22 protein-coding genes are annotated in these 25036 nt (G+C 74.5%); 8 read left to right on the top strand and 14 right to left on the bottom strand.

From position 1 onward, the window contains the following. Window positions 1-106: 106 nt before the first annotated feature. The 4 genes from AB0R04_RS21280 to AB0R04_RS21265 all read right to left on the bottom strand — a co-directional run bounded on the left by AB0R04_RS21280 (window position 107) and on the right by AB0R04_RS21265 (window position 5300). Entirely contained in the window at window positions 107-1537 is a 1431-nt protein-coding gene (locus tag AB0R04_RS21280) for an FAD-dependent oxidoreductase (protein ID WP_363373350.1), read from the bottom strand. Next, complete coding sequence (locus AB0R04_RS21275; protein ID WP_063346173.1) at window positions 1534-1776, bottom strand: phosphopantetheine-binding protein; 243 nt, start codon at window positions 1774-1776, stop codon at window positions 1534-1536. The genes AB0R04_RS21280 and AB0R04_RS21275 overlap by 4 nt, the downstream gene beginning before the upstream one ends. Beyond that, the gene (locus AB0R04_RS21270) at window positions 1766-3379 is read right to left on the bottom strand and encodes an amino acid adenylation domain-containing protein (protein WP_363373348.1); all 1614 of its coding nucleotides are present in this window, start codon (window positions 3377-3379) and stop codon (window positions 1766-1768) included. The genes AB0R04_RS21275 and AB0R04_RS21270 overlap by 11 nt, the downstream gene beginning before the upstream one ends. Before the next feature lie 223 nt (window positions 3380-3602). Then, the gene (locus AB0R04_RS21265) at window positions 3603-5300 is read right to left on the bottom strand and encodes a GAF domain-containing sensor histidine kinase (RefSeq protein WP_363373498.1); all 1698 of its coding nucleotides are present in this window, start codon (window positions 5298-5300) and stop codon (window positions 3603-3605) included. Window positions 5301-5640: 340 nt separating this feature from the next. On the opposite strand from AB0R04_RS21265, the gene AB0R04_RS21260 reads away from it, so the two are divergent. Further along, window positions 5641-6507 carry a universal stress protein gene (locus AB0R04_RS21260; RefSeq protein WP_363373346.1) on the top strand — a complete coding sequence of 289 codons (867 nt, stop codon included), beginning with the start codon at window positions 5641-5643 and terminating at the stop codon, window positions 6505-6507. A gap of 155 nt (window positions 6508-6662) precedes the next feature. Here the strand turns inward: AB0R04_RS21260 and AB0R04_RS21255 are convergent, their stop codons facing one another. Both AB0R04_RS21255 and AB0R04_RS21250 read right to left on the bottom strand, forming a co-directional pair. Next, entirely contained in the window at window positions 6663-7169 is a 507-nt protein-coding gene (locus AB0R04_RS21255) for a copper chaperone PCu(A)C (protein WP_363373344.1), read from the bottom strand. Window positions 7170-7177: 8 nt separating this feature from the next. Beyond that, the gene (locus AB0R04_RS21250) at window positions 7178-9493 is read right to left on the bottom strand and encodes a heavy metal translocating P-type ATPase (RefSeq protein ID WP_363373342.1); all 2316 of its coding nucleotides are present in this window, start codon (window positions 9491-9493) and stop codon (window positions 7178-7180) included. A 612-nt stretch (window positions 9494-10105) separates the two neighbouring features. Here AB0R04_RS21250 and AB0R04_RS21245 point away from each other — a divergent pair. Then, on the top strand, window positions 10106-10543 hold the full coding sequence (locus tag AB0R04_RS21245) for a hypothetical protein (RefSeq protein WP_363373341.1): 438 nt from the start codon (window positions 10106-10108) through the stop codon (window positions 10541-10543). A gap of 92 nt (window positions 10544-10635) precedes the next feature. On the opposite strand, the gene AB0R04_RS21240 is transcribed toward AB0R04_RS21245, so the two are convergent. From AB0R04_RS21240 to AB0R04_RS21230, 3 genes are all read right to left on the bottom strand, one after another. Beyond that, window positions 10636-11049, bottom strand: a complete 414-nt coding sequence (locus tag AB0R04_RS21240) for an NTP pyrophosphohydrolase (RefSeq protein ID WP_363373496.1) — start codon at window positions 11047-11049, stop codon at window positions 10636-10638. Window positions 11050-11162: 113 nt separating this feature from the next. After that, window positions 11163-11573 (bottom strand): PPOX class F420-dependent oxidoreductase, encoded by a 411-nt coding sequence (locus tag AB0R04_RS21235; RefSeq protein WP_363373339.1) that lies wholly within the window; start codon window positions 11571-11573, stop codon window positions 11163-11165. A 25-nt stretch (window positions 11574-11598) separates the two neighbouring features. Continuing rightward, the gene (locus tag AB0R04_RS21230) at window positions 11599-12843 is read right to left on the bottom strand and encodes a D-alanyl-D-alanine carboxypeptidase (protein ID WP_363373494.1); all 1245 of its coding nucleotides are present in this window, start codon (window positions 12841-12843) and stop codon (window positions 11599-11601) included. A gap of 295 nt (window positions 12844-13138) precedes the next feature. Between AB0R04_RS21230 and AB0R04_RS21225 the strand changes: the two genes are divergently transcribed. Further along, window positions 13139-13336 carry a hypothetical protein gene (locus AB0R04_RS21225; protein ID WP_363373336.1) on the top strand — a complete coding sequence of 66 codons (198 nt, stop codon included), beginning with the start codon at window positions 13139-13141 and terminating at the stop codon, window positions 13334-13336. An 8-nt stretch (window positions 13337-13344) separates the two neighbouring features. Here the strand turns inward: AB0R04_RS21225 and AB0R04_RS21220 are convergent, their stop codons facing one another. After that, window positions 13345-14160: a TetR/AcrR family transcriptional regulator C-terminal domain-containing protein gene (locus AB0R04_RS21220; RefSeq protein ID WP_363373334.1), complete on the bottom strand. Its 816-nt coding sequence runs from the start codon at window positions 14158-14160 to the stop codon at window positions 13345-13347. Between the two features lie 82 nt (window positions 14161-14242). Between AB0R04_RS21220 and AB0R04_RS21215 the strand changes: the two genes are divergently transcribed. From AB0R04_RS21215 to AB0R04_RS21205, 3 genes are all read left to right on the top strand, one after another. After that, window positions 14243-15094: a siderophore-interacting protein gene (locus AB0R04_RS21215; RefSeq protein WP_363373331.1), complete on the top strand. Its 852-nt coding sequence runs from the start codon at window positions 14243-14245 to the stop codon at window positions 15092-15094. A gap of 560 nt (window positions 15095-15654) precedes the next feature. After that, a complete protein-coding gene (locus AB0R04_RS21210) occupies window positions 15655-19035 on the top strand; it encodes a S8 family serine peptidase (protein ID WP_363373329.1) in 3381 nt (1126 codons plus the stop codon). Between the two features lie 158 nt (window positions 19036-19193). After that, window positions 19194-20162, top strand: a complete 969-nt coding sequence (locus tag AB0R04_RS21205; RefSeq protein WP_363373327.1) for an alpha/beta hydrolase — start codon at window positions 19194-19196, stop codon at window positions 20160-20162. A gap of 52 nt (window positions 20163-20214) precedes the next feature. On the opposite strand, the gene AB0R04_RS21200 is transcribed toward AB0R04_RS21205, so the two are convergent. The 4 genes from AB0R04_RS21200 to AB0R04_RS21185 form a co-directional block, all read right to left on the bottom strand. After that, entirely contained in the window at window positions 20215-20415 is a 201-nt protein-coding gene (locus AB0R04_RS21200; protein WP_063346158.1) for a hypothetical protein, read from the bottom strand. Between the two features lie 137 nt (window positions 20416-20552). Continuing rightward, window positions 20553-21134, bottom strand: a complete 582-nt coding sequence (locus AB0R04_RS21195; RefSeq protein WP_363373324.1) for a TetR/AcrR family transcriptional regulator — start codon at window positions 21132-21134, stop codon at window positions 20553-20555. Window positions 21135-21252: 118 nt separating this feature from the next. Beyond that, window positions 21253-22644: an amidase gene (locus AB0R04_RS21190; protein WP_363373322.1), complete on the bottom strand. Its 1392-nt coding sequence runs from the start codon at window positions 22642-22644 to the stop codon at window positions 21253-21255. Continuing rightward, window positions 22631-22888 (bottom strand): hypothetical protein, encoded by a 258-nt coding sequence (locus tag AB0R04_RS21185; protein ID WP_363373320.1) that lies wholly within the window; start codon window positions 22886-22888, stop codon window positions 22631-22633. The genes AB0R04_RS21190 and AB0R04_RS21185 overlap by 14 nt, the downstream gene beginning before the upstream one ends. A gap of 129 nt (window positions 22889-23017) precedes the next feature. On the opposite strand from AB0R04_RS21185, the gene AB0R04_RS21180 reads away from it, so the two are divergent. Continuing rightward, window positions 23018-23920, top strand: coding sequence for an MBL fold metallo-hydrolase (locus AB0R04_RS21180; RefSeq protein WP_363373317.1), 903 nt, complete (start codon window positions 23018-23020; stop codon window positions 23918-23920). Between the two features lie 422 nt (window positions 23921-24342). Continuing rightward, window positions 24343-25032, top strand: a complete 690-nt coding sequence (locus AB0R04_RS21175) for a DUF4328 domain-containing protein (protein ID WP_363373315.1) — start codon at window positions 24343-24345, stop codon at window positions 25030-25032. Window positions 25033-25036 lie beyond the last annotated feature (4 nt).

Raw genomic sequence — 25036 nt, 5'->3', positions numbered from 1 at the left:
GGGGGGTCTCCCGAGGGGGGTGCCGGGCGCGGGTTCTCGTGGAACCGGCGCCGGGGAGGGGGAAAGGCGGGGGGAAAGCGTCGGGTGCGGGCGTCGGGCGCTGGTTTCAGGCGCGGGCGAGGACGTCGGCGACGACCCGGTGGCCGGAGCGGATCGCGCCCTCCATCAGCCCGAAGTACGCGGTGCTGGTCTCGGTGCCGGCCCAGTGCACCCGGTGGTGCGGCGCGGTCAGCGCCGGGCCGAGCCGCGGCCAGTCGCCGGGCCCCAGCAGGGCGGCGTAACAGCCCTGGCTGTACGGGTCGTTGAGCCAGTCGGTGACGTGGCAGGCGGTCGACTCGGGGAGCATCGGGAAGAGCTGCGCGGCCTGCCCGACGGCCGCCGCGCGTTGCTGCCGCGGGGTGAGGGCGGCGAAGCGGTGCGCCTCGGCGCCGGTGACGAAGCCGGTCAGGACGCCGATGCCGGCCTCGGCGGGGGAGTCGTCCACGGTGGAGAGCAGCGGCCCCCGGGCGTTGACCGACCAGCCGGACAGGCCGTGGTCGCGCCACAGCGGCGCCGGGTAGACCAGGTGGACCTTGACCGCGCAGCCGCGCGCGGTGCGCTCGCCGGCCCGGCGCACCGGCAGGCCGGGCCGGTAGTCGATCGCGTCGGCGAGCAGCGGCGGCAGCGCCATGACGGCGACGTCCGCGCGGTGTTCGCCGCGGTCGGTGTGCACGGTGACGGCGTCGGCGCCCTGGTGGACGGCCCGGACCGGCTCGCCCAGCCGTACCCGGCGGCCCAGGCGCTCGGCCAGCCGCTCGCACACCTGGTGGGCGCCGCCGGCGATCCGGTCCTGCTGGGCGCCGCCGGCGAAGGCGTTGAGGTAGCGCAGGCCGCCGCCGGAGCGCAGGTAGAAGGCGAGGTGGAGGACGGAGATGTCGGCCGGGTCGGCGGCCGTCATCTCGCCCAGGAACAGCGGGAAGAACAGCCGGGCGTCGGGGTGGGTGAGGTGCTGCTCGGCCCACTCGGCGGCGGTCAGGGCGTCCAGGCGTTCGGCGTCCGGGGTGAGCCAGGGCGCCTCCGGCCGTACGGCGGCGGTGAGTTCGGACAGCCGGTCGAACAGGTCGCCGAGCGCGACGCCGTCGAGCGGCGGGAACCGGCCGTCGCGGGTCGCGGCGTCGGTGCCGGTACCGGGTTCGGTGCCGCTGTCGCTGCCGAGCGCGAACCGGCTGGCACCGGACATCGTGGTGGGGGTGGTCTTGAGACCCAACTCGTCCATCGCAGCGCGGAGTTCGGTGTGCCGGTCGCCCAGGTAGGCGGCGCCGGCGTCGACCAGGACGCCGGGGGCGGCCTCGATGCCGTGGGTGCGCCCGCCGACCCGGTCCCGGGCCTCCAGGACGGTCACGTCGAAGCCGTGCGCTGCCAGCCCGGTGGCGGCGGTGAGCCCGGCCAGTCCGGCGCCGACCACGACGGCGGTGCCTGCGGGCTGATGGTCGTTGAACTGCCGGCCGTTGAACTGCTGGCCGTTGAACGGGTCGTCGTCGGACGGGTGGTCGTTCATCTCGCGGCCGTGATTCTGCGCGCGAGCGCGGTGGGGGTGGGCGCGAGCAGGAACTCGTCGAAGGTGAGCTCGACGGCGTAGCCGCGCGCGACGGCGCTCAGCACCCGGGTGGCGATCAGCGAGTCGCCGCCGAGGTCGAAGAAGTCGGAGTCGGGCGCCACGTCGTCGCGTTCCAGCACGCGCCGGAAGACGGCCACCAGGTCCTGCGGGGTGGCGGGGGTGGTGAGGTCAGTGCTCAACGGAGGTCTCCTTCGACCTGTCGTGGGCGCCGTAGCGCAGGTGGCAGCCGGCCCGGTCGACCTTGCCGCTGGGGGTGTGCACGAGCCGGGGGACGACGGTGATCCGTCCGGGCACGAGGTGGCCGGGCACCCGGGCCCGCAGGTACGACAGCAACTCGCCGGCCAGGTCCGGCGGGGAGGTGTGCCGGCGTGCCACGACGTACGCGAGCAGCGTGGTGCGGCCGGCCAGGGTGGCACCGGTGACGGCGGCCGCGGTCACCTCGGGGTGGCCGGTGAGGTGCGCCTCGACCTCTGCCGGGTCCACCCGGACGCCGCGCACCTTCAATTCGCCGTCCAGGCGGCCCTGGTGGGTGAGCAGGCCGTCCGGGCCGCGGCTCACCCGGTCGCCGGTGCGGAAGTACCGCTCGCCGTCGACGGTGGTGAACCGGGCCGCCGTCGCCTCGGGCAGGCCGGGGTAGCCGAGCGCGAGGCCGGGCCCGCCGATCAGCAACTCGCCCTGCTCGCCGAGGCGTTCGATGACGTGCGGCAGGGCGTGGCCGATCGGTGCGGGGCGGATCGGTGCGGGGCGGATCGGTGCGTGGCCGATCGGCGCGCGGGCGGCCGGTGCGCGGTGGGCGCCGGGCCCGACCGGTTCGCGGGCGAGCGGTCCGGACAGGTCGACGGCGTGGGTGATCTGGGTGGTCTCGGTGCAGCCGTAGGTGTTCAGCAGCCGGATCCGTCCGGTGTCCAGCCGGGCCCAGTCGTCCAGCCGGGCCGGTTGGACGGCCTCCCCGCCGATCACCAGGAGCCGGACGCAGGGCGGCAGTTCGGCCCGGTCGTCGACCAGGTGGTGGACGAGCTCGTGCCAGAAGGCGGTCGGCAGGTCCAGGACGGTGATCCGCTCGCGCTCGACCATCCGCAGGAAGCGCGGGAACGATCCGCAGTGCGCGTCGGGGTCGAGGACGAGGGTGGCGCCCGCGGTGAGTGCCGGGAGGATCTCCTCGAAGCAGGTGTCCCAGTTGAGCGAGGCGAACTGGAGCACCCGGTCCTGGGGGGTGAGGTGGAAGAGCTCGCGCAGTGCGTGGGCCGTGGCCGCGACGGCCCGGCGGGGAGTGGCGACGGGTTTCGGCTGCCCGGTCGAACCCGACGTGAAGAGAATGTAGGCCGGATGTTCCGGGCCGCTTGCGGCGCGGTCCGCCGGAAGGGTTCCGGGCGGTTCTCCGGGGAATTCCGAGAGGGCGGGTAACTCCACTAATCGAGTGCCGAGTTGGTGGTCCGCGACGGCTTCGCCGAGTATCGCCGTGCGGCAGTTCGCGGCCGTCGCCATGGCGTGTCGACGGGCCTCCGGGAATGCCGGATCGATCGGGCAGTACGTACCTCCGGCGGTCAGCACGCCGAGAAGTGCGACCACCGTTTCGGCCGTGTGGACGGCCGGCACGCAGACCGTGCCGGGGTCCGGTCCCAGGCGCCTGGCCAGGGTGTTCGCCAGCTCTGCGAGCCGGCCGTAGTCGAGGGTGCGCCCCCGCTGGACGATCGCGGGGTGTCGGGGATTGCGGCGTGCCATTTTTGTGAACGCGTGGATCAGGTCGGGAGCGACCTGGAGGGTGTCCTGATTAATTGACATGGCCGCCCCAAATGATGCTGTCGAATGCTCATCCGTGCTCGGCGAACGGCGACTCTACCGTCGAACATGCGTGGCGACAATGGATGTTGAGAGCGTTCTTCGAGGGGGGCGTGCTCGACGTGTGAACCCGCCCGAGGGCGTTCGGTCGTTCGAGTAGGGACGGCGCACGCAAGGGCGCGGAGCGGCGTGGGCGAAGGCCCGGCGACAGCCCGGTGACGGCACGTCAGGAGCCGAGCGGGGCCTCCCAGGAGAGCCGGGTGCCGCCGCCCTCGGCGGGCTCGACCGTGAAGGTGCCGCCCACCCGCTCGGCCCGCTCGGCGAGGTTGCGCAGCCCGCTGCGCCGGCCGCCCTCGGGCACGCCCACCCCGTCGTCGGCCACCACCAGGGCCACCCGCCCGGCGAGCGCCCGCAGCGTCACCTCCACCCGGCCCGCCCGCGCGTGCCGGGCGGCGTTGCTGAGCGCCTCGCCGAGGACGGCCACCGCGTGGTCGGCCAGTTCCTGCGGCACGTCGGTGTCCAGCAGGCCCTCCATGCTCAGCCGGGGCGCGAAGCCGAGCGTCCCCTGCGCCTCGGCGACGACGCGGGTGGCGCGGGCGCGCAGGCCCCGGTCGGGCTCGCTGTGGGCGCGCAGCCCGAAGATCGTCGACCGGATGATCTTGATGGTCTCGTCCAGGTCCGCCACCGCGCGGGCGACCCGGTCGGCGGCGGCCGGGCTGTCGATCAGCCGGCCCGCGCTCTGCAACGTCATCCCGGTCGCGAACAGCCGCTGGATCGCCAGGTCGTGCAGGTCCCGGGCGATCCGGTCACGGTCCTCCAGCAGCGTCAGGTGCTCGGCGTCACGCCGCCGCTCGGCCAGCTCCAGGGCCAGCGCCGCCTGGTCCGCGAAGCCCAGCAGCGGCCCGGTCTCGTCCGGCCCGAAGGCCGGCTGCCCGGCCGCGCGGGCCAGCAGCAGCACGCCCCGCCCGTACCCCGCCCCGGTGCCCAGCGGCACCGCGACCGCCGGGCCCAGCCCGTCGAAGCGCCCCGCCGGGCCCGCCGGGTAGCGGGCGTCGCAGGCCAGGTCGTCGCTGGTCACCGGCGAACCGGAGGCGTACGCGGCGCCCGACAGCGTGCCGTCCACCGGCACCGTCACCCCCAGCCGCGCGGCCGGCGCGCCGCCCAGCGCGACCTCCACCGTCAGCTCCTCCGCCCGCTCCTGCGGACCGTCCAGCGCCACCGAGACGTCGGCCAGCTCGGCGCCGGCGATCTCCCCGGCCCGGCGGGCGATCAGCTCCACCACCTCCAGCCGGGGCGCGCCCGACAGCAGGCTGCGGCTGATCTCCGCGCTGGCCCGGAGCCAGCGCTGGCGCAGCTGCGCCTCCTCGTACAGCCGGGCGTTGTCGATCGCCACCCCGGCCGCGACCGCCAGGGTGGAGATCACCGCCTCGTCGTCGGTGTCGAAGTCCAGCCCGCCGCGCTTGTCGGTGAGGTACAGGTTCCCGAACACCTCGCCGTGCACCCGCACCGGCACCCCGAGGAAGGTGTGCATCGGCGGATGGTTCGGCGGGAAGCCCGCCGAGGCCGGGTGCTCGGACAGCACCGGGCAGCGCAGCGGCTGCGGGTCGCGGATCAACTCGCCGAGGATGCCCCGGCCGGACGGCGGCGGGCCGATCTCGGCGATCTCCTCCTCGGACATCCCCACCGTCAGGAACTGCGACAACGAGTGCCCGTCCGGGCCGATCACCCCGAGCGCGGCGTAACGGGCGTCCACCAGGTCGGCGGCGGCCTCGACGATCCGGTGCAGCGCCTGGGCGAGGTCCAGCTCCCGGCCGACCGCGAGCACCGCCTCCAACAGGCTGTGCACCCGGTTCTGGGTGCCGCGCGCCGCGTCGATCCGCCACTGGAGCTCCTCCAGCAGCTCGTCCAGGCGCAGCCGGGGCATCCGCGCGCCGCCACCCGCCGCGCTGCCGTCCGCTCCGCCCACCGCTGTCCTCCTCGTACTCGCCCTGGCCCGTCCTCACACCCGCCGCCGGAGGGCGCCAGGTGCCGCCCGATCAGGGCGATTGCCGGATTCACGGTAGTGCCCGGGTGTCGGCACCCCGCACGCCGGGGTGCGCCGTACGCTCCCACGGGCGGGCCTTTCGTCCCGTCGCAGAGGGGCCTGCGGCCTCTGTCGCGAGGCCCTGGCGGACCGCCAGGGTGGGGGAGGAGCGGACGGGCCGTCAGTGCGCACACCGTCCCCGCGCCGCCCCGCCAAGCGCCGACACAGTGGAGGAACCCTCATGACGCCATCCGTCCTGGCCGGGGTCGACGGCTCGCCGGAGAGCACCACCGCCGCCCTCTGGGCCGCCGACGAGGCGGTGCTCCGGGGCACCCCGCTGCGCCTGGTGCACGCCTGGCCGTGGCTGACCGACGGCGTGGCCACCTTCGCCGAGCCCGACGACCTGCCGGCCGCCGCGCAGCGGGTCCTGTCCTCGGCCGCCGACGCGATCCGCGAGCGCCACCCCGACCTGGCGGTGCACACCGACGCCGTCCTGGACGCGCCGGTGGACGGCCTGGTCGCCGCGGCCGCGGACGCCGCCCTCCTGGTGCTCGGCTCGCGCGGCCTCGGCGGCTTCACCGGGCTGCTGCTCGGCTCGGTCGGCATGGCCGCGGCCGCCCGCAGCACGGTGCCGGTGGTCGTGGTGCGCGAGCCGGGCGCGCCCGACGGCGCCGGCGACGGCGTGCCCGAGGTACTGGTCGGCGTCGACGCGCACGCCCCGGAGGAGGAGGTGCTCGCCTTCGCCTTCCAGGAGGCCGCCCTGCGCGGCGCCCGGGTGCGGGCCGTGCACGGCTGGGACCTCCCGCCGGTCTTCGGCTACGCCGGCGGGGCCGTGCCGCCCACCGAGATCGCCCAACTGGAGGCGCTGGAGGCCAAACTGCTCTCCCTCGCCCTGGCCGGCCAGCGCGAGCGGCACCCGGACACCGCGGTGATCGAGGACGTCCGGCTCGGCGCCGCCCGCGGCCTGGTCGAAGCCTCCGCCGGCGCCGCCCTCCTGGTCGTCGGCCGCCGCCACCGCTCCCTCGACTTCGGCCCCCGCCTCGGCCGCGTCGCCCACGCCGCCCTCCACCACGCCCAGTCCCCAGTCGCCGTCATCCCCCACCCCTGACCAACGCCCCGGCAGCGCCCACCCGGAAAGCGGGCCAAGGCAACCCCTCACGAGTCCGAACCTCGCACCCTCCGCCGACAGATGGCCCGAACCGCACAGCGGTCCGGGCCATCCGTTGGGACCGGATCACGTCCCGACGGGGGCCGGGGGGAGTGTCAGGTTGCCGGGGGTTCGGCCGGGCGGGGGCGGGTGCCCGGGGGGAGGACTTGGGCCTTGAGGTGGAGGTCCGGGCTGTGGCGGAAGCCGAGGGTGAAGTCGACCCACTGGCCGGCCCGGAGGGGTGGGGGGTCGGCGATCATCAGGTCGGCGTCCTCCGGGGCCATTGCCAGCTCGCCGCGGCCCGGGATCGGGAGGGCGGTCACCGGCTCCCAGCGGCCTGCGGCGCCCTGGTGGAGGTGTCGCTTGATTGTGATCCTGCCGCCGAACTCCCAGCTGGCGGACGTCAGTTCGTCCGGTACGTCGCCCGGGTTGCGGATCGTGAAGAACGCCGCCGTGGCCGGGGCCGCGCCTGCCGTCGGCAGCAGCAGCCAGCCCGGGCCGGCCTCCACCGGCCGGGGCCGCCCGGCCCCGCCGACCGCCGTCCACCCGGTCAGCAGCACCAGCGTCAGCGCCGCCGCGCCCACCGGCGGGCCGACCACCCGCAGCCGTCCGAGCGCGCTCATCGCCCCGCTCATCGCCGTGCCCCCTTCCGGGCCGCCGAGGTGCCGCGCCCGGGCTGCCAGGTGCGCAGCCGCAGGCTGTTGCCGACCACCAGCAGCGAGCTGAGCGACATCGCCACCGCCGCCAGCATCGGGTTGAGCAGGCCGACGGCCGCCAGCGGGATCAGCACCACGTTGTAGCCGAAGGCCCACAGCAGGTTGGCCCGGATCGTGCCGAGGGTCCGTCGGGCCAGCCGGACGGCGTCGACCACCGCCTCGATGTCGCCGCGCACCAGGGTCAGTCCGGCCGCGCCGATCGCGGCGTCGCTGCCCGAGGCCAGCGCCACCCCGAGGTCCGCCGAGGCCAGCGCCACCGCGTCGTTGACGCCGTCGCCGACCACCGCGACCGTCCGCCCGGCGCCCCGCAGCTCGGCCACCACCGCGGCCTTGCCCTCCGGCGAGGCCGAGGCGTGCACCCGTTCGATGCCCAGCTCGCGCGCCACCGCCCGGGCCGCGCCCGGGCCGTCGCCGGTCAACAGGACGGTCTCCAGCCCCATCCCGCGCAGTCGGTGGAGCGCCCGCCAGCTGCCCGAGCGCAGCGTGTCGCCGACGGTGAGCACGGCCGCGGCCCGCCCGTCCAGCTCGACCACCACGGCCGTGCGGCCGGTGTCCGAGGCGGCGGTGACCGCGTCCGCGAGGTCGGCGGGCAGCGGCTGCGCCGTGCCGTCCGGGCGGACCACCCGTATGCTCCGGCCCTCGACCACCCCGGACACCCCGACCCCGGTGGCGGCCGCGAAGCCGTCCACCGCGGGCAGCGGACCGCAGCGCTCCCGCGCGGCCGCCGCCACGGCCCGCCCGATCGGGTGCTCCGAGCGGTGTTCCACCGCGCCGGCCAGCCGCAGCACCGCACTCTCGTCGAGTCCCGAGTCGGGCCCTTCGTCGAGCTCCGAGTCGAGCCCCGAGTCGAGGCCCTGGGCGACCGTCACCGTCGCCAGTTCCATCCGCCCGGTGGTCAGCGTCCCGGTCTTGTCCAGCACCACGGTGTCCACCCGGCGCAGGCTCTCCAGCACCTCCGGGCCGCGCACCAGCACGCCCAGCTCCGCGCCCCGCCCGGTCGCCGCCAGCAGTGCCGTCGGGGTGGCCAGGCCCAGGGCGCACGGGCAGGCGACCACCAGCACCGCGACCGCCGCCGTCACCGCCGCCTGCGGGGCCGCGCCCGCGCCGAGCCAGAAGCCCAGCACGCACACCGCGCCCGCCAGCACGCACGGCACGAACACCCCGGCCACCGCGTCGGCGAGGCGCTGCGCCCGGGCCTTGCCGGCCTGGGCGTCCGCCACCAGTGCGGTGATCCGGGCGAGTTGGGTGTCGGCGCCGACGGCCGTCGCCCGTACCACCAGCGCGCCGCCGACGTTGACGGTCGCGCCGGCCACCGCGTCCCCGGGGCCGACCTCCACCGGCACGCTCTCCCCGGTCAGCAGGCTCAGGTCGAGCGCCGAACCGCCCTCGACCACCACCCCGTCGGTGGCCACCCGTTCGCCCGGCCGCACCACGAACTCCTGTCCGGGCAGCAGCAGTTCGATCGGTACCAGGCGCTCTTCGCCGGTCCCGCCGTCCCGGACGCACACCTGCTTCGCGCCGAGTTCGGCCAGCGCCCGCAGCGCGGAACCGCTGCGCCGCCGTACCCGGCCCTCCAGCAGTCGCCCGGCCAGCACGAACAGCGGCACCCCGACCGCCGCCTCCAGGTAGACGTGCGCCGCGCCGCCGCCGTCCGCGGTCAGCGAGAACGGCATCCGCATGCCGACCTCCCCGGCGCCGCCGAACACCAGCGCGTACGCGGACCAGCCGAAGGACGCCACCACCCCCAGGCTGACCAGGGTGTCCATGGTGGCCGCCGCGTGCCGCAGCCCTTGCCAGGCCCGGCGGTGGAACCCGGCCGACCCCCAGGTGACCACTGGCACGGCCAGCGCGAAGCAGACCCACTGCCAGGCGGGGAACTGCAGTGACGGCACCATCGACAGCACCACCACCGGGACGGCCAGCAGCACCGTCGCCAGCAGCCGCCGGCGCTCCGCCGGCTCCTCGTCCGGCAGTCCGACGCCCGCCCCTGCGGGCGCCAACTCGGCGGTGTAGCCCGCCCGTTCGACGGCTGCCACCAGCTCTGCGACCGGCACCCCGGCGGGGTGCAGCACCCGGGCCCGACCGGTCGCCAGGTTCACCCCGGCCGTCACTCCGTCGATCCGGGCCAGCCGCTTCTCGACCCGGCCCACGCAGGCCGCGCAGGTCATCCCGCCGACCGCCAGATCGGTGCTCACCAGGGCCCCGGCGTCGGCCCCCGCGACCGGGCTCATCGCATCCCGCCCATGTCGTGCCCGCCCATCCCGGGCGCCCCGGGCGACGCGCCGCCCCCGGGCGTCAGCCCGGGAGACACCGGGCCCGCCTGCCGTCCCACCGCATACGCCACCACGAACACCACCACCAGCAGCAGGGCGAACCCCGCCAGCACACTCAAGGGCCGGACACCCGGCGACTTCGCACTCACCCCCCAGCAGTCGGACGGCGGGCGCGGTTGGTTCCCGTACGGTCCGAACCGGTGGGGCGCGCCCTGGCGCGGCGGGCCCGGCGAGACCCGTACGGCAGGCTCCGGGCCCGGATTAATTCGGATGACGCACCCGATGTGACCAGGTAACGTCCGGGACGGCGCCTCCCGATGCGCTGGGTCCCGGCTACTACCCGTCAACTAGGTGCCGGTGCCCGTGGTCGGTTCCGGGAGGCGCCCATACGCGCTCGGCCCCGGGGCCGTTCCAGCCCGTGACCCGGGTCATGGCCCGGGGTCCGGGCGAATCCGCCCCCTGTTGAAATCTGATCGTCATAAGATCCCTTCGTGTGCCGAAGAGCGGCACCCGGCCCGGCCGCGCGAGCTCGTGCGGCCGGACGGATGGTCAACGCAGCGGGGAGTAGCGATGACACGTACGGGGAAGCGGATGCTGGCCGCCAGCGCGGCCGCGCTGGCGGGGGTACTGGCGGTCGCCGGGACGGCCTCGGCGCAGCCGGGCCCGGCTGCGGTCCAGAGCGGTATGGGGACGGGGGAGATCCTGCCGTACCCGGGGGAGACGGGCCTGATCTGGATCCCGGACTGGATCGGCGACGGCGGCGCGGTGACGGCCTCCGTCAACCCCTCGCAGCCCTTCACCGTGACGGTGGGCTGCCAGGGCGGCGGCTCGGTCAAGGTCCACGTCGCCGGCCTGGCGCCGGCCGACTTCACGGTCCAGTGCCCGGTCGGCGCGACCGGCACCGACTCGGTGGAGATCCCCGCCCGGCCCGGTCGGGACCTCCTGTTCACGGTGACCGCCTCCGACCAGGCGATCCACTGGGGCATGTACGCCACTCAGGCGGACTGACCCCGCCGCGCGTCCCGGAACGGGTCCCGTTCGGTCCTGCCGCGCGCGCGACGGGACTGAACGGGACCGAACGGAACTGAACGGGACCGGCTCTAACGCCGCACGCTGCGCGGCCCGGTGACCGCCGCGCCCAGCGCGCCGACCCGGGCCCGCAGTTCGCGGTCGGCGGTGACGACCAGGCAGTCCCGGTCCGGCTGTTCGGCTCTGGCCGCCCGGACCAGCTCGACGATCCGGTCGTCACCGCTGCCAGCCGCCGCGACCACCCGCACCTCGGGCAGTCCGCCCACACCCCGGGCCGCGCCCTCCACGACCAGCACCACCTCCAGCGGCCCGGGCCGTTCCGGCAGGCCCTGCCCGGCGACGGCGACCAGCGCGTCCCGCAGCCGCTCGGCGGCGCCCCGTCGATCCCGCCACCACCCGTCGGGCACCGACCCGACCACGTTGGCCCCGTCCACCACCAGCAGCGGCAGCCCGCCCCGGGTCCCATCCGCGTCCTTGTCCTCCATGGCCTCTCCCACGCCCTTCCTCGTCACGCCTTTCCCAGGGCCGGCCCGGCGAGTGACCGGGCCGGCGGGGCCGCCGGGCGAACCCACCGGGGCCCCGTCAGCCGGGTGGTGCGTCAGGTGAGGGTGATCCGGATGCCGACGGTGCCGCGCTCGCCGCGGCGCAGGCGGCTGCCGAGCAGGGTGAGCACACCGAGCAGGCCGTACTTCTGGCGCAGCAGGGTGCGGTAGGCGGCGGTGCGTTCGGGGCCGAGGATCTCGGCGGTGGCGGGGTAGTGCTCGCCGGTCGGCCGGCCCTTGACGTCGCAGGGGCCCACCAGGACGTCCGCGCGGTTGCGGATCCGCTTGACCTTCCAGGAGTCGGCGACGGTCCAGACGCCGAGCGCCTCGCCGTCGCGCACCACCCACACGGGGGTCGGCACGGTGGTGCCGTCCTTCTTGTAGGTGGTGACGAGCAGGTAGCTCCCGGAGGAGAGGCTGACGATCCGGGCGAGCCGGTCGGAGGGAACGGGGTCGGGCGTGGTCATGGCCGGAAGTCTAGGGCGTGCCTGATCATTCCCGCCGGGCGCGCGGCAGGGCGTGCCTGACCAGGGCCCGGGCCCGGCGGGCCAGCCCGTGGTGGCGGTGCCTGCCGAGGGCGGTGGCGCCCGGGTCGGGGAGTGCGGCCGGGTCGGCGGCGAGTGCGGAGCGGCGGCGGGCGGCGGTGCGCGCGGCGGCCCACAGGGCGAGGACGGCGCCGAGGGCGATGGCCGTCCAGGCGGCCGGGGCGAGGCCGGGGTCGTTGCCCCGGACGGCCTGCGGGTGCGCCTGGCCGGCGATGGCGGCGGGGGCGGCGGACGAGGCGGCGCCGGCCCGGCCGGTGATGGTGGCCGGGTGGGCGGCCGCGGTGTCCTCCACCAGTTGCCCGACCGGCTGGACCTTGCCGGCCGCCGCGAAGCCCCAGTCGAGCAGCTCGGCCGCCTCGTCGTAGACCCGGGTCTGGGTGTCCGGGTGCATCACCGTCACCAGCAGGGTGCGCCCGCCGCGCTGGGCGGCGCCGGTGAAGGTGGCGCCCGCGTTGGTGGTGTAGCCGTTCTTGACGCCGATCAGGCCCTGGTACTTGCCGAGCAGCCGGTCGGTGTTGGCGATGTCGAAGCTGGTGCGCTGCCCGGTGAGCTTGTCGAGTCCGCCGGGGAAGTGCGCGGTGCGGGTGGAGCAGTAGGAGCGGAAGTCGGCGTTGCGCAGCCCGGCGCGGGCGAAGAGGGTGAGGTCGTAGGCGGAGGAGACCTGGCCGTCCATGTCGTAGCCGTCGGGGGAGACCACCTTGGTGTCGCGGGCTTGCAGGGCCTGGGCGCGGGCCTGCATCTCGGTGACGGTCTGCTGGAGGCCGCCGTTCATGTGCGCGAGGACGTGGACGGCGTCGTTGCCGGAGCTGAGGAAGACGCCCCGCCAGAGGTCTTCGACGCGGTACGGCAGGTCCTCCTTGACGCCGACGAGGCTGCTGCCGGCGCCGACGTTGGCCAGTTCGGCCGTGGTGACCTTGTGCTCCGTCGTGCGGTCGAACTTGGGCAGCACGGTGTCCGCGAAGAGCATCTTCAGGGTGCTGGCCGGGGGGAGCTGGAGGTGGGCGTTGTGGGCCGCGAGGACCTCGCCGGTGCCGGCGTCGGCGATGAGCCAGGACCGCCCGGTCAACGTGGGCGGCAGCGCGGGCGCCCCGGCCAGCGGAGCGACCTGGACGGTGGACTGGCCGAGCCGTTCGCCGCCGATCGCACCGGCGGCGTCCTGCCCGGGGGCGGTCGGGGCGCCGGCGGCGAGCATCAGGGTGGACACCGCGGCGGCCGCCGCCACTCTGCTGACATGCTGTGGCATCTGCTGCACACGGCGAACGTACCCGGGGCGCCGCCGGGCCGCCGCGCCTGCTGCTCCGTCCGGATCCCGGGCGGTACGGCGGTCCGGATCCCGGGTGGTACGGATCCCGGGTGGTACGGCGGTCCGGACCCCGGGCGGGACGGCGCCGGGACGGCCGGGGGAAGGCGACGGGACGACTTTGGTCATCCCCGGGTCGCGCCGAAAGTCGGATTCCCGGGCGCCGGGAGCTGCCTAGGCTCGGGGTATGAAGACGCTGCTCGGCTATCTCGGTTTCGTGCTGATCCTCGGCGGCGGGTCCGGCCTGGCGGCGGACTGGCTGGGGGGCTTCCGGCTGTTCGGCTTCGTCCGTTTCCTGGTTCCGGACGGCCATGAGACCGCCGGGTACGCCACTCTGCTGGTGCTCGGCATCCTGCTGGCGATCCCGGCGGCCCGCCGGGGCTGATCAGCGGCTCAGCCCAAGGCCTGATCCGCGTCCCGATCGGAGCCCTGTTCGGAGCCCTGATCAGCCCCCGCCCCCGAGGCCGCCACGCCGTCGAGCAGGACGGCGAGCCCGGTGCGGAAGGCCGCCCGGTCGCGGTCCTGCGGCGTGCCGTCGCCGGCGCCCTGGAGGGCGGTGAGCAGGGGGAAGCGGTCGGTGAAGTCCGGTGCCAGTTCGGCGAGTCGGGCGGACCGGGCGGTCCACCAGTCCTCGTCGGCGATGCCGGTCGCGGCGGCGGCGCCGCGCGATTCGGCGGCCACGGCGGCCGTGCCGCGGACGAACTGCCAGAGCGCCGCGACGACGCCGTGCAGCCGCGCGGGTGCGAGGGCGGCCGGTTGCAGGGCGCGCAACAGGCCTTCCATGGCGGCGAGTTCGGCCGGTCCGAGCACCGGGCGGGCCTGCGAGACCTGGAGGATCCAGGGGTGGCGCAGGTAGCAGGCGTACAGTTCCTCGGCCCAGGCGGTGACGGCGGGGCGCCAGCCGTCCAAGTCCGCGACGTCCAGCCGTAGTTCGCCGAGTGCCCGGTCGTGCATCAGGTCGAGGAGTTCGGCCTTGCCCGGGACGTAGGTGTAGAGGGCCATGGCGGTGCGGCCGAGCCGTTCGCCGACGGCGCGCATCGAGAGCGCGGCCATGCCGTCCGCGTCGGCGACCGCGATGCCGGCGGAGACGATCGCGTCGACGCTGAGGCCCGGTTTGGGGCCGCTGCGCCCGGTGTGCGGTTGCGGTGGTGTGCCCCAGAGCAGGGACAGGGACCGGTGGGCGTCGCCCTGTCCGGCGTAGACGACCATGCAGCAACTCCTTATGGCGTAAAGTATCCTCGGCCGCGACAACTCTTTATGCCGTAAGGTTATCAACCGAAGGGGTTATTCGATGACACTGCCCGTCACCTTCGTCGACGTCGTCGAGGTCCGCCGGATCACGCCGCGCACCGCCCGGGTCACCTTCGAGGCCGAGGCCCTGGCGGACTCCGTGGGCGCGGCGCCCGACCAGCAGGTGAAGCTGTGCTTCCCCCGCCCCGGCCAGGCGGTGCCCGAACTGCCCGCGCAGAGCGACGACCCGATGAGCTGGTACCAGGCGTACCTGGCGATCCCCGAGGCCGGGCGCCCGCTGCTGCGCAGCTTCACCCTCCGGCGTCGCCGGCCCGGCACCCGGCTGGTCGAGATCGACTTCGTGCTGCACGGCGACACCGGCCCGGCCGCCGCCTGGGCGGAGCGCGCGGAGCCCGGGCAGCGACTCGGGATGGTCGGCCCCTCGGCGCTGTACGCCCCGCCGGTCCCGCTCGCCGAGGCCGCCGCCGCTGCTGACTGGGTGCTGCTGGCCGGGGACGAGTCGGCACTGCCGGCGATTGCGACGCTGGTCGAGGCGCTGCCCGCCGGGGTGCGGGCCCTCGCGTTCGTCGAGGTCGCGGACGAGGCCGAGCGGCAGCCGCTGGAGGGCCGCGCCGAGCTGGCCGTGCACTGGCTGGTCCGGGGCGGGGCGGCCCCCGGGGTCGTGCTGGCCGGGGCCGTGCGGTCCGCCGAGCTGCCGGCCGGCGCGCCGTTCGCCTGGCTCGCGGGGGAGGCGGGCGCGGTGCGGGCGCTGCGCCGCCACCTGGTGGCGGAGCGCGGTGTGCCGAAGCGGTCGATCGACTTCACCGGGTACTGGCGCCACCGGCTGACCCAGGACGACGCGCCCACCGCCGAGGATCTGGCGGACGCCCAGGAGCGGTTGGCCGCCGGCTGATCGGGTGCTGATCGCTCCGGTGGCCGGGGGATTCCGGCCACCGGAGTGCCGGTGCACCCGTGCGCCCGTTCTGTCATGTCCGGTTTCAGAGTGGGTCCGATGGGAAGGCTGTGTGGCGGCGCTGACGGTGTGTCCCAGGTGGCGGTGGTCCGCCACTGTCCAGAGTTCGCCACCGATTTTTTCCGACCGGGATCGGACAGTTCCGACCGGGTCTGGTCAGCGAAAAGGGGCGGACATGGCCCGATTTCTGCCGTGAATTTTACTTTCTGATGGTCTTTTTTACTTTCTAATGGGGATTTCCCCCCTTGTCGTGGTCGTGTCGGATGCGCTGGAATTCGACCGCTGTCGGGACGCGCGGTCCGGAGCAACCACGCGTCCGACCTGGATCCGCGTACGCTGGGCCGCGCAACCTGACGTCTCATCAGACGAAAGGATGTCCATTGATCGGCTGGCGGAAATCCCAGCTAGCGGCTGCCGTCACGGTCACCGCCGCGTCCATGGTCCTGACCTTCGGGTCCAGTGCCAACGCAGCTCCGCTCCCGGACCCGCAGAACGCCCCCGTGGCGTCCGCGGACGGGACCCCGGTGCCGGTGATCGTGATTCTCAAGGACCAGATAGCGGACGCCCCGGCCGACAGCGGCCACCTCGGCGCCCGTCAGCAGAAGGCCGCGAACGCCCAGGCGCCGCTGCTGGACAAGGTCAAGGCCAACGGCGGCACCAACATCAAGAGCTTCGTGGTCGGGAACGCGTTCTCGGCCACGGTGAGCCCCGCGCTGCGTGCCGCGCTGCTGGCCGACCCGGCCGTCGCCTCGGTCGTCGCGGACGAGCAGGTCACCGTCACGCCGCCGGCCGCCGGCAAGGCCGCGGCCGCGAAGGACGCCGCGGACACCAAGGCCGGCGCCAAGTCGGCCAAGGCCGCCGCCCCGCAGGCCGTTTCGGGCAGCAACGGCCAGGGCGCCGAGCAGAACGCGACCAACACGATCTGCCCGTCCGACCCGTCCCAGCCGCTGCTGGAGCCGGAGGGCCTCTACTCGACGCACGCCGTCGGCGCCGACGGCAAGCCCGGCGCGGCCGACCTGGCCACCGGCAAGGGCGTCAAGGTCGCCTACATCGCGGACGGCCTCGACCCGAACAACCCGGACTTCATCCGGGCCGACGGCTCGCACGCGGTCGTCGACTACCAGGACTTCGCGGGCGACGGCGTGAACGCGCCGACCGGTGGCGCGGAGGCCTTCGGCGACGCCTCGGCGGTCATCGCCCAGGGCCGCCAGGTCTACGACGTCTCGAAGTTCGTGAACGCCTCGCGCGGTCTGCCGGCCGGCTGCAACATCCGCATCCGCGGCCTCGCCCCGGACGCCTCGCTGGTCGCCCTGCGGGCCGGCGGCGAGATCATGTCGAACTCGTCGATCCTGCAGTCCATCGACTACGCGGTCTCGGTCGCCAAGGTCGACGTGCTGAACGAGTCCTTCGGCGGCAACGTCACCCCGGACAGCGGCGCGCACGACACCATCTCGCTGTTCAACGACCAGGCCGTCAAGGCCGGTGTCACCGTCTCCGTCTCCACCGGCGACGCGGGCATCAGCGGCACCATCGGCACCCCGGCCACCGACCCGAACGTGATCGCGGTCGGCGCCTCGACGGACAACCAGAACTACCAGCAGACCGGCTACGCGGCCGCCCAGTTCTCCAACAAGACCTGGAGCAACAACCGCATCTCCGCGCTCTCCTCGGGCGGCTTCACCCAGGCCGGCCGCACGGTCGACCTGGTCGCGCCGGGCGAGTCGGACTGGGCGCTCTGCTCGCCCGACACCAGCAAGTACACCGACTGCACCGGCTTCAGCGGCCAGGGTTCGCCGATCCAGTCGTTCGGCGGCACCAGCCAGGCCGCGCCGTTCGTCACCGGCGCCGCGGCCCTGGTCATCCAGGCCTACCGCGACACCCACAACGGCCAGTCGCCCGCCCCGGCGCTGGTGAAGAAGTTCATCACCGGCACCGCCCAGGACCTCGGCGTCCCGGCCGAGGAGCAGGGCGCCGGCCTGCTGAACGTCCGCGCCGCCGTCGAGGCCGCCCGCGGCTACCACGCCGGCTCCGGCGCGTCGGACAGCAAGACCGTCGTCGTCACCACCGGTCAGGTCGACATCGCCGGCAACCCCGGCTCGACCCACACCGCCGACGTGACCGTCACCAACACCAGCTCCGCCCCGCAGACGGTCAGCGGCGCGACCCGCACCTTCGTGCCGCAGTCGAGCAACCAGCAGACCGTCCAGCTGGACACGGCCTCCACCGACACCTTCAAGTACGCCACCAACGGCGCCACCTGGGTGCAGAAGCAGGTCAAGTTCACCGTCCCGGCCGGCGCCGACCGCCTCGCGGCGTCGATCGCCTGGCAGGGTGCGGCCAGCCCGGTCACCAACGGCTCCGTGGTCCGCATGACGCTGCTCGACCCGTCGGGCCGCTTCGAGACCAACACCCGTCCGCAGGGCGGCGCCACCCCGGCCGACTTCGGCCTGGTGGACGTCCCGCACCCGGTGGCCGGCGAGTGGACCGCCGTCCTGTACACCCCGGCGGGCAAGGCCGGCTACAACGGCGCGGTCCAGCTGGGCACCGCCACCCAGCGCGCGGTGCCGGCCGGCGCCGTCAGCCCGAGCGTCGCGGACCTGAAGCCGGGTGAGACCAAGACCCTCAAGGTCCAGCTCACCACCCCGGGCACCAGTGGCGACTCCAGCCAGGCGATCACCGTCGCCAGCTCCAACGGCACCGCCACCAGCGTTCCGGTCGTGCTGCGCAGCCTCGTCCCGGTCAACCAGGGCAAGGGCACCTTCACCGGCACCATCACCGGTGGCAACGGCCGCAACGCCTCGCCGACGCAGAGCTTCGCGTACGCCTTCGACGTCCCGAAGGGCCAGAAGGACCTGCGGGTCGGCCTCACCGTCGCCAAGGACCCGAAGCTGCTCATGCAGGGCGCGCTGATCAGCCCGAACGGTACCCCGATCGACATCGAGGGCAACGGCCTGCTCGACGCGCAGGGCAACCTGACCGGCACCACCGCCGGCGTCTCGGCCACCACCGTCAACCCGGCCGCCGGCCGCTGGCGGTTCGTCCTGAACGTGCTCGGCCCGGTCAGCGGCCAGGAGCTCGCCCAGGACTTCACCGGCACCGTCGCGTTCAACCAGAACGTCGCCACCGCCGCCGGCCTGCCGAACGACCCGCACGCCAAGCTGGCGGCCGGCAAGCCGGTCACCGTCCAGGTGAACTACACCAACAACACCGTCGCCACCCAGAAGATCTCGGCCGACGGCCGCCTGGACCGCCGCACCGACCTCCCGCTGGTGCCGCAGGGCGCCTCCGCGACGGTCACCCTGCCGCTGAGCCTCACCTCCGCGGTGCCGTCCTTCCTCGTCCCGCCGGGCACCGACCAGCTGAAGGCGGTGGCGGCCTCCTCGACGCCGGCCCACCTGGAGCTGTCCGGCACCACCGGCTCGCCGGACCTCTTCGGCGACCTGAAGAAGGCCCAGGACGGTTCGACCATCTCGGTCGTGACCGACAACGGCAGCGCGTCGCAGCCGGTCCTCCCCGGCGTGTGGGGCACCTTCCTGCAGCAGGTCGGCCCGTTCGGCACCGCCGGCGCCCCGGCCGGCACCGCCACCATCACCGCGACCGCGCACACCCAGGCGTTCGACCCGGCGCTGACCTCCAGCACCGGTGACCCGTACGCCCTGGCGGTCAACGCCTCGGCCCCGGCCGCCAACCCGGTGACCGTCCCGTCGGGCGGCAAGGGCTCGCTCCAGGTGACCGTCACTCCGACCGGTCCGAAGGGCAGCACCGTCCACGGTGTGCTGTACCTGGTGTCCGCCCCCAGCTCGGTGGCGACCGCCAACAACACCCTGGGCACCACCGGTTCGGTGCTCGCGGCGATCCCGTACAGCTACACGGTGAACTGACCTTCCATCACCGCGCCGAGGCCGTCCCGGAGTTCCGGGGCGGCCTCGGTCGTTTCCCCGGGGCAGGCGGGAATACCCCGCGCTCCCGGCGGTGTTGTGCCGGGCAGGACCGGGGCGAAGCGGATGCGCCGGCCCTTCCACCGGACCGGGAGCGGGACTTGAACGACGCGATCAAGCACAGCCACGTCGAGGTGAACGGCGTCCGTCTGCACGTCGCGGAACAGGGCGAGGGCCCGCTGGTCCTGCTGCTGCACGGCTTCCCGGAGAGCTGGCACTCCTGGCGCCACCAGTTCGCCCCGCTCGCCGCGGCCGGCTACCGGGTCGTCGCCCCCGACCAGCGCGGCTACGCCCGCAGCGAGCAGCCCGAGCGGGTGGACGCGTACTCCCTGCTGCACCTGGTCGGCGACGTCACGGCGCTGATCGGCGCGCTCGGCGAGGAGCGGGCCGTCGTGGTCGGGCACGACTGGGGCGCGCCGGTCGCCTGGGCCACCGCCGCGCTGCGGCCGGACCTGGTGCGCGGGGTCGCCGGGCTGAGCGTGCCGCCGCTGCCCAGCGGGCCGCGGCCGCTGCGGGAGGCCCGGGAGAACTTCGGCGAGGGCTTCTACCAGATCTACTTCCAGGAGCCGGGCCGCGCCGACGCCGAACTCGCGGCCGACGTGAAGTCCAGCTTCCGCCGCATCCTGGGCGGTGGCCTGCGCCGCGAGGGGAAGCCGCAGCCGTGGGTCGTCCCCGAGGGCAAGGCCCTGCTGGACACCATCCCGGAGCCGGCGCAGCTGCCGGCCTGGCTCACCGAGGCGGACATCGACGCCCTCGCGGCCGACTACGCCCTGCACGGCGAGCACGCCTTCACCGGCGGGCTCAACTGGTACCGGAATATCGACCGCAACGCCGAACTGATGGCCGCCTTCGACGGCGTGACGATCGACGTGCCCGCGCTGTACGTGGCCGGCGAACAGGACATGGTGAACGCGCTCGTCCCGCCGGCGGTGCTGGCCCACCTGCTGAGCCGGGTGCCCAAGCTGCACCGCCACGTCCGGCTGCCGGACACGGGGCACTGGACGCAGCAGGAGCGCCCGGCGGAGGTCAACGAGGCGCTGCTCGACTTCCTCAAGCACCTGGACGCCTGACGCCCGCCCGGCTCCGGCCCGGGTGTCGGGTCGGAGCTGTGCGGCGGTGTGATCAGTGGTGGTGGTGGCTGCCCATGGGGTGGTCGCAGGCGCGGCACCTCCGGATGAAGAGGAGGCTCAGGCCGACGGTGACCACCGCACCGAGCGCCACCCCGGTACCCCGCACCGTCTTGCGGGCCGCGTTGCCGCCGATCGAGCCGGTGCACCGCGAGCAGTTCTGGCATCCGGTCCGGACCGGGATCTTCTTCCCCACGACGCTTCCTCCCAGGCGAGGTCCCGACCAGCGGCCGGGCTCGTGAACGTCCCGCAGCAGCTTATAACTTGAGCTGCCCGTTCATGACTTGAGCTGCCCGTCCTCGCCCGGCGAACGATCATCCGCCCGGCGAACGATCATCCGCTCGACGGACCGGCCCCGTACGGGTCGAGGAGTCCGGCCACGAGCCGGCGTGCGTACGCGGGGTCGAGGCAGGCCGGGCGGAAGAGGATGCGGTACATCAGGGGGGCGACGACGCCGTCCATGACCGCCTCGACGGCGGGGGTGTCCTCCCCGCGGCCGCCCGCCCGGCTCAGCACGGCGCCGACCTGTTCGGCCGCGTAGTCCGAGCACTGGCCGGCGTTGCCGCCGTCCGGGTCGCCGAGCAGGGCGTCGCGGATGTAGGCGCGGCCCGAGGGGGAGGCCATCTCGTCGAGGAACTGCTCGGCCCAGGCCGTCAGGTCGGACCGCAGGTCGCCGAGGTCCTCCGGTGCCGCGTCGGGCCGCAGGCGCTCCACGGCGACGTCGGACAGCAGTTCCTGGAGGTCGCCCCAGCGGCGGTAGACCGTCGACGGGGTGACGCCCGCGCGCTGGGCGACCAGCGGCACCGTCAGCGCGTCGCGGCCCACCTCGGCGAGGAGTTCACGCACAGCGGTGTGCACCGATGCCTGGACCCGGGCGCTGCGCCCGCCGGGGCGCACCATCTGTTTGCGACTCATGATTAACACCTTAAAGCACAATCCTTGCGTTTACGGGTGCCGGGGTGCCGGGGCGCCGGGGCGCCCGCCCCGCGCGCCGACCGGGCCGGCGCCGTACGGCCCGGCCCGCCTGCTGTTCTCAGACCGCCGGCGCGAGCGCCCGCGCGGGCTGCGCCCGCTCGTAGGCGTGGCCGACCCGCAGCAGCGTGCGCTCCCCGAGCGGCCGGCCGAGCAGCTGCATGCCGATCGGCAGGCCCGCCGCGTCCCGGCCGACCGGGACGGACAGGGCGGGCACCCCGGTGATGTTGGCGGGGGCGGACAGGCGCACATAGGCGTCGGGGACGCCCTCGACCATGCCGTCGGGCCAGCTGACGGTCTCCTGGCCGGCCCGTACCGCGGTGACCGGGACGGTCGGGGCGGCGATCACGTCGACCTCCTCCAGCATCCGGGCCCACTCCTGCCGCATGAGCGTCCGGGAGCGTTGGGCGCGCAGGTAGTCCCCGGCGGTCATCAGCTCGCCGGCCTCCAGCAGGACGCGGACGTCCGCCTGGTACAGCTCGGGCACCGCCCGCAGGGAGTGCTCGTGGTAGGCGGCGGCCTCCGGCGCCACCAGCCCCCACAGGGTCGCCTGGAGGTAGCGGGTCATCGGGATGTCGACGTCGACGAGCCGTGCGCCGAGCGCCTCCAGGTGTCCGATGGAGCGCCGGACGGCGGCCTCCACCTCCGCGTCGACGTGGTCGAAGTAGTAGCTGCGCGGCACGCCGACGCGCAGCCCCGCCAGGTCCGTGCCCGCGCCCGGCCGGTGGTCCACGGCGGGGGCGGCCAGCGAGGCGGGGTCGCGCGGGTCGTGTCCGGCGAGGGCGTCCAGGACGAGGGCCGTGTCCTCGACGGTCCGGGCGATCGGGCCGACGTGGTCCAGCGACCAGGACAGGGACGTGACGCCGTGGCGGGGGACGAGGCCGTAGGTCGGCTTGAGGCCGACGACCCCGTTGAGCGCGGCGGGCACCCGGATCGAGCCGCCGGTGTCGGTGCCCAGCGCGAAGGTCGCGGCGCCCGCGGCGACGGCGACGGCGGATCCGCCGCTGGAGCCGCCGGCGACTCGCTCGCGGTCCCAGGCGTTGCCGGTCTGCGGGGTGGTCAGGCCGTACGCGAACTCGTGGGTGTGCGTCTTGCCGACCAGGATCGCGCCGGCCGCGGCCAGGCGGGCGGCGACCGTGCTGTCGGTCTGCGCGCGGTGGTCGGCGCGGACCCGGGAACTGGCTGTGGTGGCCAGCCCGGCGACGTCGATCAGGTCCTTGAGCCCCATCGGCACGCCGTGCAGCGGCCCCCGGTGCAGGCCGCGCGCCGCTTCCTGCTCGGCCTCGCGGGCCGCCCGGCGCGCCCGCTCCGCGGTGACCGCGACGTAGGCGCCGAGGTGCGGTTCGACCTGCTCGATGCGGTCGAGGACCGAGTCCACCAGTTCGACGGGGGACAGTCGCCGGGCCCGGATCTCCTCCGCGGCGGCGGCGAGGGAGAGTTCATACGGCTGCATCGTGCTCCTCCTCTTCCGTGTCGTGGGCGCTTTCCGCGCGGTAGGCGCTCGCGGGCGGGGTGTCCCCGAAGTCCAGTTCCCGCAGGACCGCGACGACGGAGAGCAGCTGGTTGGCGGTGGCCGCGACCGCGTCGTGGCGGTCGGTGGGCAGGGGGAGCCCGGCCCGGGCGGCCCAGCGGGCGGCCTCGGGCGGCGTGAGGTCGGTGGTGGGTGGTTCGCCTGAGGGGCGTTCGGCGGAGGACATGGGCGTTCTCTCCTGATCGGGGCTGGCGCGAGATGGCGCCTGCAGCAAAAGCTAACCGTTTGCGTTAGTCGGACTGTAGGTCCTACGATGACTTAACGCAAACGGATTGCGTTTACGGGAGGAGCCCCCATGTCCAGCGCCACGTCCGACGCCCCCGCCCCCGCCTGGACGGTGGGCGGCGTCACCGTCCACCGCATCGACGAGACCCTCCTGCCGCCCGCGACCGGGCCGTGGCTGCTGCCCGAGGCGACCCCCGAGGTGGTGACCGGCCACGACTGGCTGCACCCCCACTTCGCCGACCGCGAGGGCGTCCTACACCTCGACAGCCACAGCTTCGCGTTCGTCGTGGGCGGGCTGCGCGTCCTCGTCGACACCGGCATAGGCAACGGCAAGGAGCGGGCCAACCCGGCCTGGCACCAGCTGCGGACCGACTACCTGGAGCGCCTTGCCGCCGCCGGCTTCCCCCCGGACTCCGTAGACCTGGTGATCCTCACCCACCTGCACGCCGACCACGTCGGCTGGAACACCCGGGAGGTGAACGGCGAGTGGATCCCCACCTTCCCCCACGCCCGCTACCTCACCTCCCGCGTCGAGCGGGAGTTCTGGGCCGGGTACGACCTGGAGGAGGCGCGCAGGCAGATGTTCCTCGACTCCGTGATCCCGGTCGAGCGGGCCGGGTTGCTGGACCTCGTCGACGTCCCGGCCGAGGGCGTCGAGATCGCCCCGGGCCTGCGCCTGATCCCCACCCCCGGTCACACCCCCGGCCACGTCGCCGTCGAACTGACCAGCCGGGGCGAGGCGGCGCTGATCACCGGTGACTGCATCCACCACCCGGTCCAGCTCGCCCACCCCGCCATCGGCGCCTGCGTCGACATCGACCCGCGGCAGTCCGAGGCCTCGCGCCGCAAGCTCCTCGGCTCCCTCGCCGACACGGACACCCTCCTGCTCGGCACCCACTTCGCGCCGCCCACCGCCGGCCGCGTGCTCACGGACGGGGACGCCTACCGGCTGCTGCCCGTCCCCTCGGCCTGACGCCGCGTTCGACCTCCCCAGGACGCTCGTACCCCTTCACCGGTCCTGCGCTCGGGGTCCGTCGACCGCACACTCGTCTGGATCGGGACGGGCGCGCGGGGTGGGGGTGGTGAGCCGGAGTCGGTTCCCCGGGGTTCGATTCCCGCGCGATCTGTCGTTTATCTGGCGATACCGCCTCTGAGCTGCGAAATCCTGCTGGCAGCAGACGTCGGTGATCCCCTAGAGTCGGCGCGCCCGCCCCGGTCGGGGCGCTGGCGGCACCGGCGTGCGAGTCCGAGCACGCGGCGATTCCAGGAGTTGACGATCTGATGGTGTGTGTGGCGTGTGGGGCGCGTCCCGCGGGGACCGAGAGCCGACGCTGCTTCGGCTGCGCGGAGGCGGCCCCGGGCTGGGCTGCGCTCCGACCGGCGAACGGCCTTGCCGTGGCGGTCTACGTCCTGCTGGGGTTGAACGCGGTGTTGGCGGCGGCGGCGGTCGTGGCCGGCCTCTGGTCCGATGCCCTGTTGGGCCAGTTGGCGGACGGGTCGGCTGACCTCGACGACTTCGATGCCGTGGACTCCCTGGTGAACGGGCTGAACGGGGCCTTCCTCCCGCTGGCGCTGGCCACCGCCGTGGTGTTCATCATCTGGTTCTACCGCATCCGCCAGAATGCCGACCTGCTGCTGCCGCACGGGCACCGCCGCGGACGCGGCTGGACCATCGGGGCCTGGGTCACCCCGGTCGTCCTGCTCTGGTTCCCCTGGCAGCTGATGGTGGACTGCTGGCGGGCGAGCGCTCCGCTGGACGCGGAGGGACGGCGCCGCGCGGTGTCGGAGAAGGTCCTGGTCCTGTGGTGGTCCACCTGGATCGGCGCGCTGGTCGTCAACCGGATCGCCAGCTCGATGATGAAGCACGTGAACCTGACGGTGCTCGCCAGCCTGGAGGACCTGCGCGAGACCATCCGGGTGGAGGCCGCCGGCTCGGCGCTGCGCCTGGTCGCGGCCGTCGCGGCGATTCTGGTGGTCCAGCGGCTGACGGCCATGCAGTCGGCGCGCCGGGCCGACATCAACCCGATCGCTGCCAGGGCCGCCCAGGTGGCGGCCGAGGAGGCCCGGGCGCAGGCGCAGGCGTAGGCTT

Origin of the sequence: Kitasatospora sp. NPDC056731, assembly GCF_040687675.1 — a bacterium.
Taxonomy (GTDB): domain Bacteria; phylum Actinomycetota; class Actinomycetes; order Streptomycetales; family Streptomycetaceae; genus Kitasatospora.
The sequence above is the reverse complement of the archived record's forward strand: the minus strand, read 5'-3'. Positions and strand labels throughout refer to the sequence as shown.

Coding starts and splice junctions, on each gene's coding strand:
- AB0R04_RS21280 (WP_363373350.1), bottom strand. CDS start 1,537: ATGAACGACCACCCGTCCGACGACGACCCGTTCAACGGCCAGCAGTTC.
- AB0R04_RS21180 (WP_363373317.1), top strand. CDS start 23,018: ATGTCCAGCGCCACGTCCGACGCCCCCGCCCCCGCCTGGACGGTGGGC.
- AB0R04_RS21225 (WP_363373336.1), top strand. CDS start 13,139: ATGAAGACGCTGCTCGGCTATCTCGGTTTCGTGCTGATCCTCGGCGGC.
- AB0R04_RS21230 (WP_363373494.1), bottom strand. CDS start 12,843: ATGCTCGCCGCCGGCGCCCCGACCGCCCCCGGGCAGGACGCCGCCGGT.
- AB0R04_RS21215 (WP_363373331.1), top strand. CDS start 14,243: ATGACACTGCCCGTCACCTTCGTCGACGTCGTCGAGGTCCGCCGGATC.
- AB0R04_RS21195 (WP_363373324.1), bottom strand. CDS start 21,134: ATGAGTCGCAAACAGATGGTGCGCCCCGGCGGGCGCAGCGCCCGGGTC.
- AB0R04_RS21240 (WP_363373496.1), bottom strand. CDS start 11,049: ATGGAGGACAAGGACGCGGATGGGACCCGGGGCGGGCTGCCGCTGCTG.
- AB0R04_RS21250 (WP_363373342.1), bottom strand. CDS start 9,493: ATGAGCCCGGTCGCGGGGGCCGACGCCGGGGCCCTGGTGAGCACCGAT.
- AB0R04_RS21265 (WP_363373498.1), bottom strand. CDS start 5,300: ATGCCCCGGCTGCGCCTGGACGAGCTGCTGGAGGAGCTCCAGTGGCGG.
- AB0R04_RS21220 (WP_363373334.1), bottom strand. CDS start 14,160: ATGGTCGTCTACGCCGGACAGGGCGACGCCCACCGGTCCCTGTCCCTG.
- AB0R04_RS21255 (WP_363373344.1), bottom strand. CDS start 7,169: ATGAGCGCGCTCGGACGGCTGCGGGTGGTCGGCCCGCCGGTGGGCGCG.
- AB0R04_RS21185 (WP_363373320.1), bottom strand. CDS start 22,888: ATGTCCTCCGCCGAACGCCCCTCAGGCGAACCACCCACCACCGACCTC.
- AB0R04_RS21245 (WP_363373341.1), top strand. CDS start 10,106: ATGACACGTACGGGGAAGCGGATGCTGGCCGCCAGCGCGGCCGCGCTG.
- AB0R04_RS21190 (WP_363373322.1), bottom strand. CDS start 22,644: ATGCAGCCGTATGAACTCTCCCTCGCCGCCGCCGCGGAGGAGATCCGG.
- AB0R04_RS21270 (WP_363373348.1), bottom strand. CDS start 3,379: ATGTCAATTAATCAGGACACCCTCCAGGTCGCTCCCGACCTGATCCAC.
- AB0R04_RS21260 (WP_363373346.1), top strand. CDS start 5,641: ATGACGCCATCCGTCCTGGCCGGGGTCGACGGCTCGCCGGAGAGCACC.
- AB0R04_RS21235 (WP_363373339.1), bottom strand. CDS start 11,573: ATGACCACGCCCGACCCCGTTCCCTCCGACCGGCTCGCCCGGATCGTC.